The sequence below is a fragment of the Pseudomonas arsenicoxydans genome (genome assembly GCF_900103875.1).
GTDB classification, from domain to species: Bacteria; Pseudomonadota; Gammaproteobacteria; order Pseudomonadales; family Pseudomonadaceae; genus Aquipseudomonas; species Aquipseudomonas arsenicoxydans.
The window spans coordinates 3,838,146-3,855,845 of the sequence record NZ_LT629705.1 but is presented as its reverse complement, the minus strand read 5'-3'; the positions used below and the strand labels follow the sequence as shown (position 1 = coordinate 3,855,845).

At 51.9% G+C, this 17,700-nt stretch carries 16 protein-coding genes; 12 read left to right on the top strand and 4 right to left on the bottom strand.

The features are described from left to right. The first annotated feature begins 577 nt into the window (after window positions 1-577). A complete protein-coding gene (locus BLQ41_RS18070; protein WP_090182947.1) occupies window positions 578-2,971 on the top strand; it encodes a DUF4238 domain-containing protein in 2,394 nt (797 codons plus the stop codon). Between the two features lie 108 nt (window positions 2,972-3,079). On the opposite strand, the gene BLQ41_RS18065 is transcribed toward BLQ41_RS18070, so the two are convergent. Both BLQ41_RS18065 and BLQ41_RS18060 read right to left on the bottom strand, forming a co-directional pair. Beyond that, window positions 3,080-4,480, bottom strand: coding sequence for a DEAD/DEAH box helicase (locus BLQ41_RS18065; RefSeq protein ID WP_090182945.1), 1,401 nt, complete (start codon window positions 4,478-4,480; stop codon window positions 3,080-3,082). Further along, window positions 4,477-5,067 carry a hypothetical protein gene (locus tag BLQ41_RS18060; RefSeq protein ID WP_090182943.1) on the bottom strand — a complete coding sequence of 197 codons (591 nt, stop codon included), beginning with the start codon at window positions 5,065-5,067 and terminating at the stop codon, window positions 4,477-4,479. The genes BLQ41_RS18065 and BLQ41_RS18060 overlap by 4 nt, the downstream gene beginning before the upstream one ends. Window positions 5,068-5,171: 104 nt before the next feature. Here BLQ41_RS18060 and BLQ41_RS18055 point away from each other — a divergent pair, with 104 nt between their 5' ends. Continuing rightward, window positions 5,172-5,393: a helix-turn-helix domain-containing protein gene (locus tag BLQ41_RS18055; RefSeq protein WP_090182941.1), complete on the top strand. Its 222-nt coding sequence runs from the start codon at window positions 5,172-5,174 to the stop codon at window positions 5,391-5,393. A 79-nt stretch (window positions 5,394-5,472) separates the two neighbouring features. Here BLQ41_RS18055 and BLQ41_RS18050 read toward each other — a convergent pair whose 3' ends face one another. After that, complete coding sequence (locus tag BLQ41_RS18050; protein WP_090182940.1) at window positions 5,473-6,513, bottom strand: hypothetical protein; 1,041 nt, start codon at window positions 6,511-6,513, stop codon at window positions 5,473-5,475. Window positions 6,514-6,624: 111 nt separating this feature from the next. On the opposite strand from BLQ41_RS18050, the gene BLQ41_RS18045 reads away from it, so the two are divergent. The 8 genes from BLQ41_RS18045 (at window position 6,625) to BLQ41_RS18015 (ending at window position 14,890) form a co-directional block, all read left to right on the top strand. Continuing rightward, the gene (locus tag BLQ41_RS18045) at window positions 6,625-6,912 is read left to right on the top strand and encodes a hypothetical protein (protein WP_090182938.1); all 288 of its coding nucleotides are present in this window, start codon (window positions 6,625-6,627) and stop codon (window positions 6,910-6,912) included. 260 nt (window positions 6,913-7,172) lie between these two features. Continuing rightward, entirely contained in the window at window positions 7,173-8,723 is a 1,551-nt protein-coding gene (istA, locus tag BLQ41_RS18040) for an IS21 family transposase (RefSeq protein WP_090182936.1), read from the top strand. After that, a complete protein-coding gene (gene istB / locus BLQ41_RS18035) occupies window positions 8,720-9,463 on the top strand; it encodes an IS21-like element helper ATPase IstB (protein ID WP_090182935.1) in 744 nt (247 codons plus the stop codon). Before istA ends, istB begins: the two co-directional genes overlap by 4 nt. A gap of 242 nt (window positions 9,464-9,705) precedes the next feature. Beyond that, on the top strand, window positions 9,706-10,518 hold the full coding sequence (locus tag BLQ41_RS18030) for an inositol monophosphatase family protein (RefSeq protein ID WP_090182933.1): 813 nt from the start codon (window positions 9,706-9,708) through the stop codon (window positions 10,516-10,518). 290 nt (window positions 10,519-10,808) lie between these two features. Then, window positions 10,809-12,182: a transposase gene (locus BLQ41_RS18025; protein WP_090180061.1), complete on the top strand. Its 1,374-nt coding sequence runs from the start codon at window positions 10,809-10,811 to the stop codon at window positions 12,180-12,182. 354 nt (window positions 12,183-12,536) lie between these two features. Then, window positions 12,537-12,854: a hypothetical protein gene (locus BLQ41_RS18020; protein ID WP_090182931.1), complete on the top strand. Its 318-nt coding sequence runs from the start codon at window positions 12,537-12,539 to the stop codon at window positions 12,852-12,854. After that, entirely contained in the window at window positions 12,847-13,323 is a 477-nt protein-coding gene (locus tag BLQ41_RS30530; RefSeq protein ID WP_157695028.1) for a metal-binding protein, read from the top strand. Before BLQ41_RS18020 ends, BLQ41_RS30530 begins: the two co-directional genes overlap by 8 nt. A 130-nt stretch (window positions 13,324-13,453) precedes the next feature. After that, window positions 13,454-14,890, top strand: a complete 1,437-nt coding sequence (locus tag BLQ41_RS18015) for an IS1182 family transposase (protein ID WP_090182532.1) — start codon at window positions 13,454-13,456, stop codon at window positions 14,888-14,890. 247 nt (window positions 14,891-15,137) lie between these two features. Here the strand turns inward: BLQ41_RS18015 and BLQ41_RS18010 are convergent, their stop codons facing one another. Next, window positions 15,138-15,449 (bottom strand): hypothetical protein, encoded by a 312-nt coding sequence (locus tag BLQ41_RS18010; protein WP_090182930.1) that lies wholly within the window; start codon window positions 15,447-15,449, stop codon window positions 15,138-15,140. A gap of 223 nt (window positions 15,450-15,672) precedes the next feature. Here BLQ41_RS18010 and BLQ41_RS18005 point away from each other — a divergent pair, with 223 nt between their 5' ends. Together BLQ41_RS18005 and BLQ41_RS18000 are read left to right on the top strand one after the other, a co-directional pair. Then, window positions 15,673-15,909: a hypothetical protein gene (locus tag BLQ41_RS18005; protein WP_090182928.1), complete on the top strand. Its 237-nt coding sequence runs from the start codon at window positions 15,673-15,675 to the stop codon at window positions 15,907-15,909. A gap of 146 nt (window positions 15,910-16,055) precedes the next feature. Beyond that, window positions 16,056-17,429: a transposase gene (locus tag BLQ41_RS18000; RefSeq protein WP_090182926.1), complete on the top strand. Its 1,374-nt coding sequence runs from the start codon at window positions 16,056-16,058 to the stop codon at window positions 17,427-17,429. The last annotated feature ends 271 nt before the right edge of the window (window positions 17,430-17,700 follow it).

Genomic DNA, 17,700 nt, shown 5'->3' with positions numbered 1-17,700 from the left:
ACCCCCATCACCCGAAGACCCCGCCCCACTCCCTACAAAGCGCTTAAACAACACCAAATCCCGTAACAACCAGCGAAGCCTGCGTTCGCCTGCGCTGCCGCCGTAATCCCGGCGCGCACGGTTCAGGTGACACTAAACACGTAGTGATTTCACGTTGGGTAATTGCACTGACTTGACCACTCGTTTGCATAGGACCTGACCAGCTGTTTGCATGGGACTTGACCAGTTGAGCTTCTAACCGTAATCGACCAGGAATGGTCATCAGCCGCATTTCCCCTAGCAGTGTAAAAAACGGGTTTACACGATTCGGTATACCCGCTCGAGATTTGCCACTCCAGGCAATCAGCCAGTCCTGACTGGTTGGCTTCGAGTAGTTTCTCCAGCGTGCTGGCGTTATCGCGCAAAAATATGCTTTTGACTCTGTTCAACCGTGGACGGGAGTACGGGGGCTAGCTATCGTCGATAGTCATCATTCATTTTAAAGGAGGCCGCCCGTTAGGCTCCGTGATCTTTAGCGCCCACCTGACGATGTGAAGCCGGCTATGTATCAACCCAAGCCTCTGGAAACCTCTATCAAATGGACCAACACACCCACGAAAACCACTACGTACCAATCTGGTACCAGAAGCGTTTCCTTCCCGCGCCTGGAGCGCAGTTTTTCTATCTTGATCTGTCACCCACCATCTATCGGAATGGCCCAGGAAAATCGGTCTCCAAACGCGTCCCGAAGAGCAGCTTCAAAAAAACTGATCTCTACACTACCTGGCCTGGTGGACAGCCCAATGATGAAATCGAACGTTTGCTTTTTGGAGAGATCGACAACTCTGGAGCCGTTGCGATTCGTCAACTGACTGGTGGTAAGCCAGAAGAAGTTCATGATGCGTTTAAGCCTTTTTTCGAGTACTTGGGTGCACAGAAGTTACGTACACCGAAAGGTCTAGATTGGATCAATGCGCACTACTCGCAGCTTGATCAGTTCGGGCTAATGAGAGAAATGCAGCAACTGTTGACACTGAACTTGACCATCTGGAGTGAAGGGGTTCGAGAGATCGTCTCCGCAGAAAAGTCGGACGTTAAATTCATCATTTCCGACAATCCTGTCACCCTTTACAACGCTGCCTGCCCTCCAGATGCACCGACATGTCACTACCCAAATGAGCCGTCCGTGCAATGGAACGGTACACAGACGATTTTCCCTCTAGATGCCGAGCATTGCCTAATCCTTAGCCACCTCGACTACGCGAAGCAGGCAGACGGTGTCGACCTGTTAGCCGAGAGACAGAATGCCCGCAACTTTGGAGAAAGCCTGGTTCGAACGGATGCATGGATCCGATCCAGGTCGCTGTCCAGAGAGCAAGTGCTGGCAATCAACTACCTTCTAAAATCTCGCGCCTGCAAACATGTGGCAGCGCCTGTGGAAGATTGGCTCTATCCGGAACAGGAATACGCCGGCGATTGGGGCAAGATCGCGGAAGTGCTTCGCCCACCAGCTGACGAGCTTTGGCATTTCGGCGGGGAAATGTACGTTGGGTACGAAGATGGCTCTACCCACTATCAGGACCCTTACGGGCGTACGTCAGGCAGCCATGAGTACCTGAAGAAATCGCCTCCCTCAGAACTCATCGATGATGAAGCCGAATGCGGTTGCGGTAGCGGGTATTCGTTTACAGCGTGTTGCAAGGATATTCCTGAAGCGCATAGGCCTACCTGGTCTGTTGCAAGCATTCGAGAGCGGAACCTAATGTTCGTCGGCAAGGTGAAAAACATCCTTGGACTGGACAGCGGCAAAAGCTGGAACGACGTGCGCGCAGAACTCAACGACGAGCACGTAACGCAAATTTATCGGTGCCTTCAAGCACTGTGGCCAACTGATACAAACTTCAGGGAGCTTTGGCGGCGGCCGGATCCTCGGATTTTCCGGGCGGTTTACATGGGGTGTATCGACCCTCGCACTGTGGTTACCAGTGTGCTGAGTTGGTCCAGCTACTTCGACGAGGTAGTTTTACTCAACCCGTTTATCAATCCGGCGTGTGTACGCCCCGAGTTCAGCCCTGTCGAAAACCCGTCTCAACACCGGGTGCAGACCCTGAAAAATGTAATGCTCCTACTGGAGCTTGAGCCCTTCATTCGGGCAGGTATAGTTCATTTTGTTCCTGACCCAGGGGAGGTGGAATTCGCTTTTGGTAAAGCGATACGGGACATGGCGCAAGCTCGCGTCAGTGATGCAGGGGACATTCACGATGACACCGGTATGTTTAAGCGGCTTGCCGAGGACGACACTGAGCGACTGTTCTCACGGCTACCACTTGGCTCTATCAGCAGTATCATCCGCCAATCGTCGCCTCATCTTAATAATGCCGCTGTCGATGAAATGGCGCGAAAGTTCAAGAAGCTTGGGGATGATGACCCATTGGCGCTGCTACAGCCGACTCAGCCAGGAAAGGATCATAGCCAGCTCATGGCGTTTCGCTGTGCACCGCTTGAACTTTCGATGTTCCTGGCGCAAGTGACCGGCGCCGCAATATTTACGGACCTTCCGATTTTCTGGCGGCAGTTGCATGCCGCAACGCAAGCTCAACCTACATCTGCATACTGGCTGCCGTTTACAAATTTGACCGACCAGTTGCTCTTCTCCCTGGCAGAGGTACCGCACGAAATCTATCGAATGCGGACATCTGTAGATTTAGCCAATTTCCGAGCGGTTTTTAGATCTGTATCAAAGTTGCTTATCGCGCCTGAGGGCGAGATTGCAGGCCAAGTTGAGCAGCTTGCAAATGACACTGGTATTGCCTCTCTGGTCGCTCAGGATTTTTGGGCAAGGGAATGTCCCGCTGTTTTTACACGACGACTCAGAGTTACGATACCCGATGAAGGATTTGCCTATGCCGGTGTGCAACGCCAGGTCCTAACCTATGGACATGAGGACGCACTCAAGACCGTTCCACTGGCTCTGTTGATAGAATTGCCATAAAAACTGTATTTCGAATGTGGCAGCTTTTTCATGCGTACGATCTGCTCAAGCGGTTGGGATCTATCTGTAAACGATGACCCCTTTTTCGTTGAGCTCTTGAGCCTCTCCCTACAAATAGGCTAGCAATTGCTGCCTGAAATGCTGGGAAAAACTCACCTGGTAGCTAGGTCCAGTTGCGCCCACGCCTAGTGAGACGATGTTTGTAGGGGCGGCACCGATGAATTGCTGATCTTCGCTTTCAATGTTTTTACCCAGGCCATTGTCATTGCCAACCGGGTCACTCATTCCTAGTTCTGAGCTGAAGCTGAAAGCTGGCACCTGCACCTCATTTAGCACCGCCAGATCATCCGGCAAGTCTTCTGCAATTCGCTCGGCAAAGCCTTGTAGCGTCGGCTCCGCTAGCATGAATAGCCAAGCCTGATTATCCGATTCACCTGTACGTCGAAGCACTCGTCCTAACACTTGCCGATAATGCAATTCAGTGCGGATGCGGCTGAGATAGCAGCACACTTGCAGGCGTGGTACGTCGGTGCCTTCACTGATCATCCCAACGGCGACAATCCAACGACAAGAACTTTGTCTGAATGCATTGATCACTTGCTGAGCATCAGGAGTTTTGTTGGTAACGATGCGGCAAGCTTCCCCTCTGGCATTCAGGGCCTGAGCAATTTCTTGAGCGTGCTCAATGTCGGTGGCTACTACCAACCCCGCGGCATCCGGCTTAGTCTCGCGAACCTCTCTCAGCTTGCTGCAGCCAAGATCGAGCAGTTGAGCGATCACCTCATTATGCCGAAGCAGTTCTTCGTAGGTGATTGGAGATTCTCCCAAGAGATTGGCAATGCTGGGAAACACCCTTACGGAGCTATCAGCACCTATTTCCTCAGTGAGTTTGACTTTCTTGTTGTCGAGTAGGGTAATTCGAGGAGAGCGACAAACACCGTCTGCAATTGCTTCTTTTAGGCCATAGCGGTAGTCGCAGATCAAGTGCCCTTCGGGTGTGGAGTATCTTGCCAATGCAATGGCTCGATCATCAGAGCGCCATGGGGTTCCGGAGAGGGCCAACGTAAAGGCAGCGCGATCCTGTATTCGGTGTAGGATCTGCTGTCCCCAAGCGTTGCAGAGCAGCGGATCATGGCCAGCACAGTGGTGGATCTCATCGAAGACCACGAGCACACGATAGTCATCAAGAAGCTGCCAGAAAGCTTCATCTCGATGTTCCATGGCTTGGTAGGTGAATGCCGCACCCGCGGCACCGATCCGACCGTCAAGGCGCCTGCCAAGTACGGCAGCAAAGGTTGAGCGAAAACCCTCCACAACCTGGCAGGACGGCGCGAAGCACAAAACTAGCTCGATTCTATCTTGCTCGAGCAATCGGCTAGCCAACTCTGCCGCCATACGCGTTTTGCCGGCGCCAGGCGTTGCCTGGCAGAAAAAATGTGGCATGACAGTAAAGTGGGCCAACGCCGTGTTGATACATCTGTGTTGCCAGTCTCGGAGCGATCTGATCATTGTGTGGCGGCTAGCGTCTTGAGTGTTTTCTCGATCGCGCGGAGATGGCCCAGCAAACGCGAACTGCGGTCTCTCGCTTCTAGATACTCGCTCTCGACCTTGTCACGCAGATACGGCATCTCATCCAGAAGCAGCTTGTACCGCTCCGCCTCGCCCATCGAAGACAGGAAGTCCAAACGGATTTCTTTATGGAGCGATTTTAAACGTTGATCTGAACCTGTCGGAGGGGCTAGAGGTGCGGCCGCATCATCGAGCACTAAAGGTTCCTGGTGTGGTTCCGGCGCAGTTTTAAGGCTGCTCTCAAAGCCGTTATCGATAAGCTCCAACTGCAAGTGGGCCGGAATGGGTTGTAGGTGGTAGACCTGTCCCCGCGCAAGACGCTCTTCATCGTGTGCAAGCCAGCCAATGCGTAACATTCGGCGGATCTGCTCATACACATAGCGGCGCACATCACCGATACGAAAAGTCATGCCATCCAGGCGTTTGGCATACGCATCACGAAGTTCCCGAGTCGTAAACGTTGAATGCCCTTCCTCGTGAAGCAGCCCATACAGACGCTTATCGAAGATATACGAGGCAGATTTCATTGAGGCACCAGAAGAGTTAACGCAAAAGAAATACGGATTATAATCCGTGGCTCCTGCGTCCGCAAACACACGATAGTGCCGCCTCATGTGAAATTGAGGCGGGCATGGATACGTTGGCGAAAGCGTTAGGGGAACTCATTCGGGCACAGAGAAAGGCCCGCAGGGTTTCTCAAGATGCATTAGCTCTAGCCTGCAACATCGACCGTAGCTATATGGGGCGGATTGAGCGTGGTGAAGTAAACATCACGGTTGAGAAGCTGTATCGCATCGCAAGCGAGCTCGCTTGTGATCCATCCTGCCTATTACCTCAGATGTCAGAGCTGTAGATCTGCATCTAGTCAGGAGCTGCTCTCAAGAAGGCCTGAGGTTGCCACCACTGTCATCTTGCTTCGTGCACGCGTGCTGTCAGAGGAAGAGCTCAGCCGGCGGGAAGGGTTCTGAACGTCCTTCAAGAATACATTTCCAACCCCAGCTCCGAAATTTAGAGGCGCTCTCAAAGTCTTTGATATCCTCTGGTGAAATATCCTTAATGTCAGACCTAAGCTCAAATCTTGGTCTCATGGCAAACTCAACGTCCATCCCCATTTTACCGTGAATTAACCGATGCATAACTTTGACGCGCTGAGGCCATTCCAGGCTTTTCCCTCTGCGGCTTTTATTTTGATAAACCATTGCGTTCAAATAAGCTGAAGCTTGCACGTAGTCACTGCTCACCATCGAAACTTTCAAGTGAGGCAGCACTCCTAGGGGCAATATATGCCTAATAACCCAATCTAAGAATGGAAGTGCTATATGACGAGACTGCAGTTCAATTCCAATCATTAAAAGTACATTATGCAAAGTATTTGCCGTTTTTACAGCCGTGGAATCGCGATTTTGCTGAATTGCTTCAAGAATCAAGCAAATGAGGCAAGCCATACTGTCGAGACTGGCACGTTTTTCAAGCTTATCTAACAGCCGCTGTGTGACAGGTTCGCGTTTCGAATACGCACACAAACCTGAAAAGCCTGACGAATAGATCGCCTCTTGCACATCGACACTAAGTTCTCTCATGTGCGTGTCTAATTCGATATCTTTCTTGGCTACATGCCGCATTATTTCCCAAAGAGGGTGTTCCACTTCTCGAGTTGAACCAGGCGCAAGCAGCTCAACGCGTTTAAGCGTTTTCGATTTCGGGGTGTTGAGGTCGTTGTCGTAACCTTCCCACTTACTTCGATAATGTCGAATGGTCCCATCACTGTTTCGTTGGAACGACTCCTTTTCGAAGTATTTCTCCAGTGCATATGCGGTCGACAAGTGAGTGCGTTGCTTGAGCCCTTCGTACCAGTAGCGAGTTCGCATCGTATCAATCGGACTTCGTAGCGGCGATTTTTCTTCACTTGAAAAATTCCGCATCTCATCTGGAAACGCTGCATAGATTTCAGCTATCCGTTTAAAATCAGTCATTTACACCGGTCTCTCGAAAGTCCATACCGTAAAAAATGTAGAAGTCTTACGGCTGGAAGGCAAGAGCTTGGTTTATTAAAATTATGCGTGACTACACGGGACAATTGCGTCATGCGAGAAGACATTGAAATAGAGGCTCTCGCCTCCGAATTGGAGGACGACCTTGTGGACCGTTACGGGCTTATGCTCGGAAGCAATGCGCTGTCGCGGGAGTTGGGCTACGCATCGCATGAGGCATTTCGCAAAGCCAAACAGCGAGGGCGAATCGAGGTGCCATTATTTGATGTGCCAAACCGACGCGGTTCCTTTGCGTTATCGAAAGAGGTGGCTACATGGATTGCCAAGCAGCGTTTGTCGCTTGCGAAGCTGCCAGACGGTATGCAAGAAGAGGCTCAATGACGTGATCGATATGATCTGCTACAGGAAAAAGAGGGAATGATATGAGAGCTGACTGAACCCTAATACGGTGGTTCTGGAGCACAAAAAAGCCCGGGGTTGGCGCCCCAGGCTTTTTTTGGTTATGTCAGGTTTCGACGCCAAGACATCGCCATTCTGTGTTCCCTTGCGTTCGGCGTCAAGCCGGCCAAACCCCGTTCATCTGTAAATTTCACACGGCGCGATTTGTGAGGCGTTCACACGCCTGTCGCGGGGGAGCAACGATGAAACTACCAGTAGAGAAGCAGCGCGAGGTATTGCGCCTTTTGTGTGATCTATCGCTTTCTAACCGAGCCATTGGCCGATTAGCGCAGGTATCTCACAATACGGTTCGTTCACTTCGAGATCAATTAAACCAAAGTGGCGAAACCTGGGAGAGTCTCAAGATTCTCGACAACAAAATGCTCACTGCTCGGCTATACAGCGACGCAAAAGAATCAGTTAATAGAAAAGTTTGTCCACAGTGGCTACATATCCACGAACAGCTTCAATTATCTGATATGACTCTGGAATTGTTATGGCAAGAGTATCGGGAAAATGAGCCTCTGGGAGTTTCTTATGCTCAATTTACGCGTCTCTATAAGGCTTGGCTAAACACCCAAAAGATCAGCATGAGACAGATACACTTACCAGGCGACAAGATGTTCGTCGACTTTTGCGGGCGAACGATGCCTGTAACAGACCCAGTAACAGGACTTGTCAGCAATGCTCAAATTTTCGTAGCTACATTGGGAGCTTCGGGGTACACATTCGCTACAGCCGTTTCAAGTCAGACGACTTCGGATTGGCTTCGTTGTCATGTGCGAGCTTTCGAGTTCTTTGAAGGTACACCCAAATTTGTTGTTCCCGATAATTTGAAGGCAGCAGTACTTAAGACGACACGTGACCAAATTATATTGAATCGTGCGTACTCCGAACTTTCAGAGCACTACGGCGTAGCCGTTACGCCAGCTAGGCCTCGAAGACCTAAGGATAAATCATTGGGTGAGATAGGCGTTCAAATTGTTCAAAGATTCGTGCTTGCGAGGCTTCGCACACGTACATTTTTCTCACTAGAAGAACTCAATGAGCAAATATTTCACTGGATCGGTGTTTTGAACGATAGGATTACTCGAACTTATCCAAAAAGCCGGATGACGCGTTTCCTTGAGATTGACTTGCCAGCTTTGCAACCACTACCTGAGAAAAGCTACAACTACAGTCAATGGGTTTACCACGTCCGCGTGGGCAAGGATTACCACGTTGAGTTCAATGAGCATAATTATTCGGTCCCTTATCAGTTCGCAAATCAGATTGTAGACCTGCGCGTAAGCGATGAGTGGCTTGAAGTCTGCTTTCAACGGCAAATCATCAGTACTCATCGTGTAGGTCACAGTAGAGGGTTCAGCACATTAAGAGAGCATTTATCTCCCAACCATGGGTACTTTCAGGATTCCCAACCTGAAATGTTATTGGTATGGGCAGAGAGTGTCGGTCCCGAAACTTTATATTACGTCAAAAAAAATCTCGAGGATCGTAGGGACTTCGCCACTGGGCTCCGGGCTGTGGCTGCACTTAAGCGCGACGTACGTAAAGGAAAAATTTTGTCTTCTCGGTTGGAGTCGGCTTGCGCTTACGCCAATTCGTTGAACATCCTGAGCTCGGAACGCCTGCGATCAATTTTACGTAACGAGTCTGATCTGCGCCCTTCGTTCAGAGTTTCAACACCACTCATCGAGCACTCAAACATTCGCGGCGCCCAATATTACGCCACGCAAGGAGATGAACAGGTATGAAACAATCAATGAACACTTCTCAGGGGTTGCTGAGCCTTGGTTTGTCGGGAATGGCAATGGCTTACGAGCGCCAACTGGAGGAGCCATCCCTGCTCAAACAGCCCTTCGATACACGATTGGGTCTGATGATGGAGGCAGAGACATCCGAACGCGAGACTAGAAAGATTGAGCGCTTGCTAAGAGCAGCCAAGCTGCGCGAGTCGGAAGCAACCCTTGAAAATATTGAATTCAAAGCCAGTCGGGGGCTTGATCGCAATGAAGTCATTGCTCTGGGTGAATGCGAATGGCTGCGACGTCGACAAAACTTAATCATCACCGGTGCAACCGGTACCGGAAAAACCTGGTTGGCTTGTGCCTTTGGAAATCAGGCCTGTCGATTTGGCAAAACTGTGGTCTATCGCACCGCCATAAAATTATTCGAAGAAATATCCCTATCTTGGGCGGACCACACGCTCCCGAAACTGCGTCGTCAATTGATCCGAGCCGAGCTACTGATCATTGATGATCTTGGTATTGGAGGCATCGATGCACAGCTTGGTCCATTTCTCCTAGATGTTATTGATCAACAGGCTCAAAATGGCTCGTTGCTAATCACCAGCCAATATCCAAAGGAGAAATGGTACGACCTGTTCTCTGACCCAACGATTGCAGACGCTATCCTTGACCGAATCGTGCACAAATCTCATGTTCTTCAGCTCAAGGGTGAGTCTATGCGCAAGGTCAAAAGCCGCAAGCGCTAAGCCTTTCGCCAGGCGGGAGGTGGGGCTGGTAGTGGAAGCGTCAAAAGCCCTCCGACCGGTGATGTCCAATGCACTGGTCAGATCGAATGCAATTGGTCAGATCGAATGCAAATGCCTGGTCAAATGGTATGCAACTAACTGTTTTGTAGGATGTTTCATGGATGAAGCCGTCTGCCCACGACCTATAATGTTTCGGCTGCGTTTGAGGAATTCACTGGCGGCCGTCATTTTTTTGGAGCGTTATGGCCAGTCAAAATCTTTCAAATCTCCTCGCTCAAGTCACCCAGATCGTTGAACTCACAGGCGTTTTGCTCTCGAAGGAGTGGAATCGTGCGGATGGACCCCGCGGCCAGGGCGACAAGGCCTTAGTTGACGTAGAAATCGAAGATATTTTGAGGCCTGAACTTCTCAACCTACTTGGGTGCGATTTTTGGGGTGAAGAGACGGGGCACTTGCTCGCGGGGCATGCCTGGTGTTGGGTTGTAGACCCAAACGACGGCACAAGTGATTTCTTGAAGGGGCTAAAGGGGTCTGCTCTGTCGGTGGGTCTGCTGCATGAGACTATCCCAGTGCTCGGGGTTGTGTATGCCCCTGTCACTCCTGAGGGGCTTCCTGATTGCATCGGTTGGGCAGAAGGTGTTCCACACTTGATTCGCAACGGCAAACCAGTAAGCGTACGTCTTGCTGATAAAAAGCTCTCGAAAGGCAGCACAGTAATGGTCAGCGCCGCGGCGGTGAATAAACCGGAGCTCAATCGTGAGCTGTGCGCACCGGCGTGTTTTCATGCAATGCCGTCAATTGCATACAGACTAGCAAGAGTCGCCGTCGGCGATGCTGTATGTGGCGTCTCGCTCTATCCTGTCTCAGCTCATGACGTCGTAGCTGGGCATGCGCTATTGAGAGGTGCAGGAGGGGTGTTGCTGGACGAAAACGGAGTCTGTATCCGTTACACGACAGAGGCCGAAATGGCGACTGTATCGAAACGATGCTTCGGCGGATCACCTTCAGCGTGTCACAAATTAGCAACTCGTGAATGGGAACGAGTGCTTCGATAACATTTCATACGAAAGCACAGCTGCGTGTTCCGAGTACAACCTGCGTACCCCGTGTAGTGTCATCAACGCTTCGACGTTCCATTGTATGCGAAATTGCACTCCACTTGAGCACCCGTTTGCATTCGACCTGACCAGTCATTTGCATTCGTTCGGGCCATCGATTGCATCGGATTTGACCAACACGCTTTCCAACCATGATAGGTAGAGAACGGCCGATTCTGTTGAAAAAGTAGCTCCCCTGGCTGGCCTCCGGCAAAATCTCCGCATTGGCCGGAGGGGGATCACACAGCATGATGGGACAGTTATCGAGTGGGCAGGAGCGACTGTTTTACTCGTTCAACCTTGAAGATCACATCCCAGCCAATCACCTTCTGCGCAGCATTGATCAGTGTCTTGATCTGAGCGACCTGCGCCATTACCTCGCCGATTTCTATAGCCCGATTGGGCGTCCGTCGATTGATCCCGAACTGATGATTCGCATGCTGATCGTCGGCTATTGCTACGGCATTCGCTCAGAGCGGCGGTTGTGCGAAGAGGCCCATTTGAACCTGGCGTATCGCTGGTTCTGCCGGTTGAGCCTTGAAGACGAAATCCCCAACCACTCGACCTTTTCCAAAAATCGACACGGCCGTTTTCGGGACAGTGATCTGTTTCGCTGGTTGTTCAATGAAGTCCTGCGTCGCTGCATGGACGCCGGTCTGGTCAAGGGCGAAGGCTTTGCCGTGGACGCCAGCATCATCAAAGCGGATGCGAGTCGGCAGCGCGGCGTACCGGGAGATGAACCGGTCAACTGGAGCGATCCATCCCTGAGCACCCGCGCCGTGCGTGAGTATCTTGAGGCACTCGATGAAGAGGCTCTGGCCGAAACGCTACCGAAGCGCCTGTCGCTGACGGATCCTCAGGCCCGCTGGACCGCTGCTTCAGGCGGCCCAGCTTTCTACGCTTACTCCACGAATTATCTGATCGATACCGAGCACGGCGTGATCATGGATGTGGAACCCACACCGGCTCATCGAACCGCAGAAGTCGAGAGCACCAAGACGATGATCGATCGGGTCGAAGCGCAGTTCGACATCAAGCCAGAGCGCCTCATCGGCGACACCGCTTACGGTACAGCTCCGATGCTGGCCTGGATGGTGGAGGAAAAAGACATCGAGCCGCATGTGCCGGTGTGGGACAAAACCGAGCGCAAGAACGACAGCTTTTCGAGTAACGATTTCCACTGGAATGAAGAGGCTGAGGAATACCGCTGCCCGGCCGGCAACCCATTGCGCAGCGAATGGCGAGCCTTCAAGAATGAGCGTTCACACGTCACCAAAGCCAACACCATCATCTTCCGATCCCGACAGGCCGACTGCGCTACGTGTCCGATGAAAGCCAAGTGCTGCCCGAACACTGCGTTCCGCAAGATCGCTCGCAGCGTCCATGAAGCCGCTCGCGATGTGGCTCGACGCATCGCGGCGACGCCGGAGTATGTGCGCTCTCGCCACGAACGTAAGAAGGTTGAAATGTTGTTTGCCCACCTCAAGCGCATCCTGAAACTGGATCGCTTGCGACTACGTGGCATGAGTGGCGCGTCCGATGAGTTCACGCTGGCGGCCGCGGTACAGAACCTGCGACGTCTGGCCAAACTTGCATCTCAAGGGCCACCTTCTACGGGATAGGTGCGCCTGCACGAAGCAAAAAACCTCAAATTAACCCAATAACAGAGCAGCAAAGGTCAACGAAGGGCCGAGAAACCACTGAATGTGGTGAGTAGGTTCTCCGGTGGTGGTCGTGCCTGAGTTCAGGCGAGCTGAAAATCCGACTTTTTCAACAGAATCGGCCACTCTCTGCCTGTCATCACCGGCATCAATCGACCCAAAAGCATTCGCTTGGAAAGGTGAAGGAACGACCAAAAGCTGACGATACTGTGATGCATTGATAGTCTGTATACGCGCTCAGTCGAGTAGGCCTTTTCCTCATAAACTACTCAGGCTCCACTCGCAACACCGAACGCATGACACAAGGATATCCCTATGACACTCGCTGACTTGCAACGGCTATCCGTATCTCAAAGCGAACTGGTTCTTCCCTATCCCCTCGCGATTACAGCTTTGCAACTCCTGGAGGCAACCGGCGCTATCCTGATGGGATGGGAGGGGTGTTTACGCTACCCAGACGGCAGGTTGGGACATTCCGACATGCACCAAGGCACCACTAACACTTCAGCGCTTTCTTCATCAGAGGCGTATAGCTGGGCCAAAGTCTCCATGAGACTGTCGCAAAAGGAATACGAACTCCAGAACGAGACCACCGATATCAAGCTGCTTTTTTGCATCATTTTGAATGCTTGAAAATGCGCCGCTGAACGATTTAGCAAATCTGTTTCGTCGTCAGGTTGAATCCGGCCAGGAACGGACGATCGAGTCTGGTGAAAAGCTCAGTATTAGGAGTGAAGCAATGCAATGTAGTTGTGGCAGTCGGGGCGACCTCGTAGAGATTGGTCATCACTATTCGGAGTTTGTCGCTGGTTTACGCTGCCTTGAGATAGGCCAATGGATCAAACTATTGCAGTGCCTTGATTGTGGTCAGTTTTGGCGAACGGATGAATGGGATAAACACCAAACCCTGTATGCGTTGAAGTTGAGTTCGCCAAAGGGCTGGGAGTCGGTCGATATAAAATCCTTGATAATAGAGCGTATGGTTGAGAATCACGGCGGATTAGATGCGTCTTTTTGTCTAGCTAAGAACTGCAAGCTACACGCACTCAAAGGGCGAGCATATTGCGGCCAACATTTTTACGACACTGGTGCAAGAGCTTGAGCAAGCTGATAGGGCTGACTGAAATCTGCCAATTGCCGCCTGTCGCCACCGTCCGTTTTGGGTCCAGGCTGTGTGAAAACGCCTGCGATTGTCTAATCTTCTGATCGTTTAGATCGTGGCGGGGACGATCATGAAGCGATTCATTGAAGGTGAGGCTCGGACGCAAGTCACCTTGCTGCCGGAGTGTCTGGACGATTACGTAGCCGAAGAAAATCCAGTGCGCGTGGTCGACGTTTTCGTCGATGAACTCGACTTGGGGGCACTTGGGTTTGAAGGTGTTGATCCTGCTGCAACGGGTCGTCCGGCCTACCACCCAGCGGTGTTGCTGAAGATCTATATCTACGGCTACCTCAATCGGATTCAGTCCAGCCGCCGGCTTGAGCGTGAGGCCGAGCGCAACGTCGAGTTGATGTGGCTAACGGGGCGTTTGGCTCCGGACTTCAAAACCATTGCCGACTTTCGCAAAGACAACGGTAAAGCCATTCGCAGCGTATGCCGCCAGTTCGTAGTGCTTTGCCGTAACCTCAATCTCTTCTCTCAATCGATCATCGCCATCGACGGCAGCAAGTTCAAAGCCGTCAATAATCGCGACCGCAACTTCACTCAGGGCAAGGTGAAGGCACGCATGCAGCAGATTGAACAGAGCATTGATCGCTATCTGGCGGCGATGGATTCGGCGGATCGGGCAACGCCCGAAGTGGCCGAGGCCAAAGCAGAGCGGTTGAAAGAAAAGATAGAAACACTGAAAAAGCAGATGCAGAAACTCAAGGAAATCGAGGCGCAGCTCCACGAAAGTCCAGACCAGCAGATTTCCCTCACAGATCCTGATGCACGTTCAATGGCCACGAGCGGCCGAGGCACCGGAACGGTCGGCTACAACGTACAAACAGCGGTCGACGACAAACACCATCTGATCGTTGCCCATGAGGTGACCAACGTTGGTAATGATCGTGGGCAACTGAGCAATATGGCGAGCCAGGCGCGTGAAGAAATTGGAGCTGAATCGCTAACGGTGGTGGCTGATCGAGGCTATTACAAAGGTCTGGAAATCCTTGCTTGCGAGCAAGCCGGCATCACTACCTTCGTACCGAAACCCCTCACATCTGGCAGCAAAGCGGAAGGCAGATTCGGCAAGCAGGATTTCATCTATCTTGCGGCGTCGGACGAGTATCGATGCCCTGCGGGGCAGTTACTAACCAGGAGACATTCGTCGACGGAAGACGGCATGTTATTGCATTGTTATTACTTCTCAGGCTGCCAGTCCTGCGCAATGCAAAAGCAATGTACGACGGGTAAGGAGCGTCGGGTGAAGCGCTGGGAACATGAGGCTGTAGTCGATGCGATGCAGGTTCGGCTAGAACATGATCCAGCGATGATGAGGGTTCGTCGACAGACCGTTGAACATCCTTTTGGAACGCTCAAGTACTGGATGGGAAGTACCCACTTCCTGACCAAAACCCTGCCGAGGGTGAGCACTGAGATGAGCCTTCATGTGCTCGCCTACAACCTCAAACGAATGATGAGCATCTTCGGCATCTTGGGATTGCTTGAAGCGATCAGGGCGTGATCATCCCGCTGGATCGTCGGTAAGTGGCTGTTGGGACCGCTGACGCGGCCCCAACAGCCATATGAGCGCCGATGTTGGTCGCACGGACCAATCTTTACTTCCTACTACCGACTTCGCAGGCAATCCAAGAAAATCTCAGCGTTGAACGTATCAAGTGTGTTTTCACACAGCCTGGGTCGTTTGCGGCCTGTCGCGATGGGCAGAAAACGACCCAGAGCTGCCTCTCAGAGAGCTAAAACTGAGGTTGTCACTTGTCAAACAGAGTCCAGCCATGGCAAATGCCGTCAAAGTCTTTTGCCGTAAAAAATAATACAAGTTCCTCTGGGTCAAATTTTGTGTACAGCCAGTGCCCAGGAACAGGGCCTCTCGTTATCACGTATTCCAAGCGGTACTTTTGAACAGCTGCAGAACTGAGAGAAGCTGAATTCAACTCAAATCTGTCACCTTGATTGAGCGCCCATAGCTTTCCAACAAGGCTATCATCAAGTACCACCTCTTCAGCTGTCTCCATCAGATGCCGTGTATGCAGTTTTTTTTGAAGCCTAACGCTTCTGGCCATGGATCAACCTACCTATAAACAGTCCGAAGATCGGCATAATAATACTGAAACGCGGAGATGACCGCTTTGGGGCGATTTCAGCCGATTCCAACAGGCAGCTATTGGCCGATTCTGTTGAAAAAGTCGGCGTTCGGATTCAGTCTCTTCTACAGAGCCGATCCATAACGGCCGTTCCATCAGAGTTTCGGGCACCATAACGACCTTAAAAAACAGAACCTCGAATATGAATCATGAACTTTGGCTGGAACCTGATGGCTGTCAGACCTTTTGTCTAGCCGGTGCTCAAGGTGATGGTGCGCGTGCGCTTATGCATTCGGAAGCGAAGCTTGTTTGGGAGGTCGAGGCTGAAAGTCATTTCGAAGCGATGACTAAATATTATTCGCACATGCAGTGGGGTGAGTACCTGACGGACTTTCCTGAACAAGACAAGACTTCCTACAGAAAACTGGGCTGGAAATGACCAGTCAAGAGTCGGATAAAACTGCGGAACCCTCTCAATCTGATAACCACTAGCCATGGTCTGCTTTGGGTCGACTTTGCTAAGAATGGCGCTCCTGTGTCGTCTACGGCAAAATCAGTCTATCGGCCAGCGAGAGAGTACGCAGCATGATGGGACAGTTATCGAGTGGGCAGGAGCGACTGTTTTACTCGTTCAACCTTGAAGATCACATCCCAGCCAATCACCTTCTGCGCAGCATTGATCAATGTCTCGATCTGAGTGACCTGCGCCACTACCTTGCCGATTTTTATAGCCCGATTGGGCGTCCGTCGATTGATCCAGAACTGATGATTCGCATGCTGATCGTGGGCTATTGCTACGGCATTCGCTCAGAGCGGCGGTTGTGCGAAGAAGCCCATTTGAACCTTGCGTATCGCTGGTTCTGCCGGTTGAGCCTTGAAGATGAAATCCCCAACCACTCGACCTTTTCCAAAAATCGACACGGCCGTTTTCGGGAAAGCGATTTGTTTCGCTGGTTGTTCAACGAGGTGCTGCGTCGTTGCATGGACGCCGGCCTGGTCAAAGGCGAAGGATTTGCTGTGGACGCCAGCATCATTAAAGCGGATGCGAGCCGGCAGCGCGGCGTACCGGGGGATGAACAGGTCAACTGGAGCGATCCGTCCCTGAGCACGCGCGCCGTGCGCGAGTACCTTGAGGCACTTGATGAAGAGGCTTTGGTCGAAACGCTGCCGAAGCGTTTATCACTGACTGATCCTCAGGCTCGCTGGACTGCTGCTCCAGGCGGCCCAGCGTTCTACGCTTACTCCACAAATTATCTGATCGATACCGAGCACGGCATCATCATGGATGTGGAACCCACACCGGCTCATCGCACGGCCGAGGTCGAGAGCACCAAGACGATGATCGATCGCGTTGAAGCGCAATTCGACATCAAGCCGGATCGCCTCATCGGCGATACCGCTTACGGCACCGCCCCGATGCTAGCCTGGATGGTGGAGGAAAAAGACATCGAACCGCACGTGCCGGTGTGGGACAAAACCGAGCGCAAGAACGACAGTTTTTCGAGCAACGATTTCCACTGGAATGAAGAGGCTGAAGAATACTGCTGCCCGGCCGGCAAGGCATTGCGCAGTGAATGGCGAGCCTTCAAGAATGAGCGTTCGCACGTTACCAAAGCCAGCACCATCATCTTCCGATCCAGGCAGACCGATTGCGTAACGTGTCCGATGAAAGCCCAGTGCTGCCCGAACACAACGTTCCGCAAGATCGCTCGCAGCGTCCATGAAGCCGCTCGTGATGTGGCGCGGCGCATTGCAGCAACGCCGGCGTATCAGCGCTCTCGCCACGAACGTAAAAAGGTCGAAATGTTGTTTGCCCACCTCAAGCGAATCCTGAAACTGGATCGCCTGCGGCTACGTGGCATAAGTGGTGCGACCGATGAGTTCACGCTGGCCGCTGCGGTGCAGAACCTGCGACGGCTGGCCAAATTTACCTCTCAAGGGCCACCGGTCCCGGGATAGGTGCGCCTGCACTAAGCCAAAAACCTCAAACTAACCCAATAACAACGCAGCAAAGGTCAACGAAGGGCCGAGAAACCACTCAATGTGGTGAGTAGGTTCTCCAATGGTAGTCCGTGCCTGAGTTCAGGTAATCTGAAAATCCGACTTTTTCAACAGAATCGGCCGATTGCAGCATTTCGCGACAGGCTCCAATCGGCCAGAAGCAATGGGATGGACTCCTCCTCACCTCGGCATCTTGAGTGCCAGACTGAAGGTGCGAACCACAGTCAAC